The sequence below is a fragment of the Pantoea sp. B_9 genome, assembly GCF_008632015.1.
In the GTDB taxonomy this organism is placed as follows: domain Bacteria; phylum Pseudomonadota; class Gammaproteobacteria; order Enterobacterales; family Enterobacteriaceae; genus Pantoea; species Pantoea dispersa.
On the sequence record NZ_VWVL01000023.1, the window covers coordinates 1 to 4375 of the forward strand.

A 4375-nucleotide genomic window follows, 5' to 3' on the forward strand; every position below is an offset into this window, starting at 1 on the left:
TGCCCTCCGCTTCAGCTACAAGGCGCTCGTTACGCTGGAAATACAGCTTATCCATGTTGACGCCGCACAGCTGCCAGAAACGATCGGTGAGCACGATATGACGCGGCATCCAGAATTTCTCAACCGGATCCCACTCAAGCGAAGGCATCTCCAGCAGCCCGTATCGCGCCAGCTCCGGAAAAAGGCGCGACAGCCGGCACGGCTCGACCCGGGTGCCGGGTATGACGTCGCCGTTCTCATCTTTCGGGCTGAGCTCTTCTGCGAGACTGCCAACGTTAACGGTGACTACCCAGGTGGCTATATCAGCGCGCTGTATCAGCAATGGAATGATCGCGTCAATCAGCGCGCGGCGCTCCGGCCGGAAGTCGCGCTCGCGGCCGGCCGCGTGGCGCAGCCTGACGAAATACGGATTGCGTGAGATCCGCTGGCGCAGGCGCAGCTGGCCGGTGGCCTGGTCTTTCACGACGAGCCGGCGCATGGCGTGGCCGAACTCGCCCGGCAGCGGGCGATAGTTCTGCGGCGCGAACCAGACAGGCTCAGGACATTTGCAGGTGACGGCGTGATCGCCGCGATGGCGCCCGTCAGGTCTGGAGGTCGGGTCGTTTAACCCGATTAAAATCTGGTCATTCACCCTGTCCTGAACTTATGGCGGACAGGGGTTGTCTTATGAACTGCATGCGTTATAATCCTTCACAGGCCAGCGCCTGCTTTTGGACCCCCTGATTTCTGACTCTTCCGCCAAGTTGAATCCAGATTTCGGGGGGTTTTTGCATTCAGAGCCCGGTAAATCCCGCGCTCCGTACCCTGGACGTTTTAACGGATACGTCCCATCCGGTTCAATTCTGCCCGCGCCGCGCATGTCCGGCCACAGGTTTTCGCACATCCCCGTCGTCAACCACCACAGTATTCGACAGGGATCTAAAAAGGATCGCCGCCCGGCGAATTCTGAAAAGAATACCCATCTCAACCGGTTAAATCCAGCACAGATTGCACATAGCACGAATCGTATGGATAAAAAAAGTTCACCGATAAATTTTACCGTGACCGTCATCACAACTGCGGTTGTGGCTTAACGCAGTTCTGCGCCTGGCGGGACGCTGAAACGACAGAGAGCACGGGGGACGGGTAATTTTTCATTATTCAGCGGAACGATCGCGGACGATCGCCATTGATGCGACGGGCAGGGCGTTCAGGCTGAGGCGTACCGCAGCGGCGCGAGGAACGAACAGCCTGAACGACGTGGCTGTCAGGGGGTAAAGGTTCTGGCGGGATGGCCGATCCCCCCTCACGCGCCGGCAGTGAAACCATTCTGATAATGCCCTCGCTGCTGGTTGCCCGGTTCTGCACCGGGCTTTTTTAGTTTCCGCCTGCGCGGAGGATGGCCTGCTGCAGGACGTCTTCACTGACGACGCCCGGGATGACGGTGGTGTTGTCTGCCGTGGCATTCTCAGCCGGCATGACGATAATGCCCGGCGTGCCCGTCAGTCCCAGCATCTCCGCCAGCGCGTCGTTGTTTTCGATGAGCCTGTCGGAGGCAGCACTGCCATCACCGGAAGCCGTACCTGCGCCGGCGGCCGTAGCCACCTTTTCAATATCCTCTGCCGTGAGTTTCCCCTCGTTGTGCCCGGTCCGGTAAATCCCGTTGTGGAAGGCCATGTAGGCCTCCGCGCCCTGCCTGCGGTAAATACCCAGCCCGCGGTGCGAGGCCAGCGTCGATTCCGGATAGCGTGCGGCAAAGATGGTCCAGTCGCGGAAGGCAAAGCGTACGCCGGCGTTGGCGGCTATCACCTTTTCCATCACCGGCGCCATCATGCTGCAGGCGATGCATTCGTAGTCAAAGAACTCCGTAACGATGACCTTCGAATCCGCCGGCCCCTTAACCGGTACGCCGTCGAGCTGCATCAGCAGCCGGTGAGCTTTAAGCGCAGACTGCACGTAAGCCTGCTGCAGCATCGCCTGCTGGCGCGCCTGCAGCTTTTTGCTCACCTCAATGAGCACGTCGGGATGCGCCACCAGGTAGTCAGCGGCAATTTCACCAATGCGGGCCTGCTGCGCGGGGGTAAAGTCTGCAGCCTCAGCCGCACTCGATGGTGCTGAGGGCAAAGCGGTGCTCATGGCCAGCGCAATGGCGGCCAGTTTCAGGATCTGTTTCATGATTTCTCTCGCATGCCTGCGCGGAGCAGGCGGAAGGTGAGGCGGCCGCACAGGGCGGGCCGCAGTAATTAACGTTCTTTTTGTATGTTCCGGGACGGTTCGTGAGAAAGTTCGGGCGGCAGGCGCTCGGGCCCCTCGTGCTGAGCCGGCATGCTGATCCCCGCCGCAATCTCTTTGTACGTCCGCGAACCTGCGGCAAGCTCTGTTGCCAGTTCTGATTCTCCTTTTCCTGAAGGCACCGGCTGCTCCCGGCTCTCCTCCGGCATCCTGACCTCCGGATAAGCCTGCCGGCTGCCTTCCAGAACCCGGCCGGCCAGGTCCGTTTCGTCCACGGCAGGCTTCGCGACAGGCTCCACAGGCTGCTCAATGTCAGCCGCCTCCTGTGGAACTGCACGGCTGAGGTCTGCGGCGAGCTTTTCCTCTGCCGCCACGTCTGCCCGCCCGTCTCTGACGCTGAACTGCACCTCCGGCGCGTCCGGCACATCAGGCTGATGCGCGTCCTGCCTGACGAGGTCTCTGATGGTCTCGTCGCCAATGCCGGTGGGTGCCGCCGGCGTGACCGGTTCATCCGGAACAGGCGGCGGGCTCTGCAGGCTTCTGACCGCCTCTTCCACCGCCGCCCCGGCGAGCGGCTCCAGGCCGCCGGAAACCTTCAGCAGCTGCGGAGACGGAGCGGCGTCCCCGGTCTTCAGCAGAATGCCGGACGTCGGGTATTTTCGCGCCGCGCTGAGCGCCTCTTCCAGCGTGGCCACCACAAGTGTTTCTCCGTTCCGGCTTTTCTGTACAAGTGCAGCCTGCGCGCCAGCGGTGACGATACGCCGCTCGGCCCCCCGATCGACGTCACCGCTTCCGGGGCGCAGCGGAACCATTGTCAGGCCCGCCGGTTTACCGTTACCGTCAAACACCGGCAGGGCCAGGTGGGGTTCAGGGAACTTTCGCGTCGGCGGGATGATACGTGCCGTCACGGGGCTGCCGCTGAGGCCGTTTGACCGCAGGTACGCACGGCCAATTGCGGTTTTCGACGCGGCCTGCCCCATCGCCCAGATCCGCCGGGCCTGATCCCGCTCAGGCTCCGGCATAAGCGCGTCATGCGCCGTCGCCGGTCCGTTTTTCCGGACGCCGAGCGTCTCCATCCAGCCGGCTCTGTCATCTGTAACAATCTGGACATGGTCCTTCGCGCGTGAGACGTTGATATAAAACGCCCGCGCGCCGCTCATCCGCTTACGGGCACCTTCCACGCCTTCCAGCGCCAGCGAGTACCGGGCACTGGCACCCTGCGCACCATAGCCGGTGACCGCCCAGCTGTAATCCACGTGCCGGTCTGCCAGCGTTGTCGCCGGGTCGATGACCTTCACCCCGCTGCCGTTACGCAGAACAATCTCACCGTTTTCGCGCAGTTCATCGACGCGGTATTGCTCGTGCGCAGCGTGACCGGCCTGCTTCTGGGTTTTACTCAGGCGGACGCTGTCACCGGTGCGCAGCTCAATTTCACGGTGTTCAAAAACCTCGATTTCCATTGCGTTAAGCTCCTGCGGCGACCAGTAGTGCGTGCGCCCCGCTTCATCCCGCAGGGTGACGTTGCCATTTTCGTGGTCCACGCCGGTAACGTGCAGATACCGCTGGTTTGCCATAACCACCTGACCGGTTTCCCAGTCCTTTATGCGGTTAAAATCGTGCCGCCCGCCATTAATCCGGTCCAGGACAGAGACGGTCCGGGCTTCCCCGCCCAGCTCTTTCGCCACCACCATCGCATTATGGATGCCCTCGTTGATGGCTCTGCGGTCTTCATGCAACTGCACCATGATCACGGTCTGCTCACGCGCCTCATCGGTGCGGCTCATAAAGTCAGCCACAATGCTGGACACCGGGTCTGCTGACTGAACAATTGACCCGCCAGGTACCACCGTACCTGCCCGGCGGGGTACGACGTCTGGCGCGACACTTTCAATCTTTCTCAGCGCCGCTGCGGAATCATTACCGATGATGCTGTAAACCGCAGATTTCAGCGCCGTATCACGCTGGCGTACGATTTCCTTCATCACCGCGACGTCGATCGGGCTCCGCTCCTGCATCAGCTGGAACGGCGCGCCGCTCTCAGGCGACTGCAGCTGCGCAATGTCCCCCACCGCCACGGCACGGCCGTTGCCGGCAGCGATTGCGCGGTACGCCGCCGCGGTGTCCTGGTTACCGATCATGGAAGACTCATCGATAAGAAACAGCA

At 61.8% G+C, this 4375-nt stretch carries 3 protein-coding genes; all 3 read right to left on the reverse strand.

Annotated elements, in window-relative coordinates:
• A partial coding sequence (repA, locus tag F3I21_RS23070; protein WP_150059897.1) for a plasmid replication initiator RepA occupies nucleotides 1-631 on the reverse strand: 631 nt, incomplete at its 3' end.
• Nucleotides 632-1356: 725 nt separating this feature from the next.
• Nucleotides 1357-2154, reverse strand: a complete 798-nt coding sequence (locus tag F3I21_RS23075) for a DsbA family protein (RefSeq protein WP_150059898.1) — start codon at nucleotides 2152-2154, stop codon at nucleotides 1357-1359.
• A 68-nt stretch (nucleotides 2155-2222) separates the two neighbouring features.
• A partial coding sequence (locus F3I21_RS23080) for a conjugative transfer relaxase/helicase TraI domain-containing protein (protein WP_150059899.1) occupies nucleotides 2223-4375 on the reverse strand: 2153 nt, incomplete at its 5' end.

Coding starts and splice junctions, on each gene's coding strand:
- F3I21_RS23075 (WP_150059898.1), bottom strand. CDS start 2,154: ATGAAACAGATCCTGAAACTGGCCGCCATTGCGCTGGCCATGAGCACC.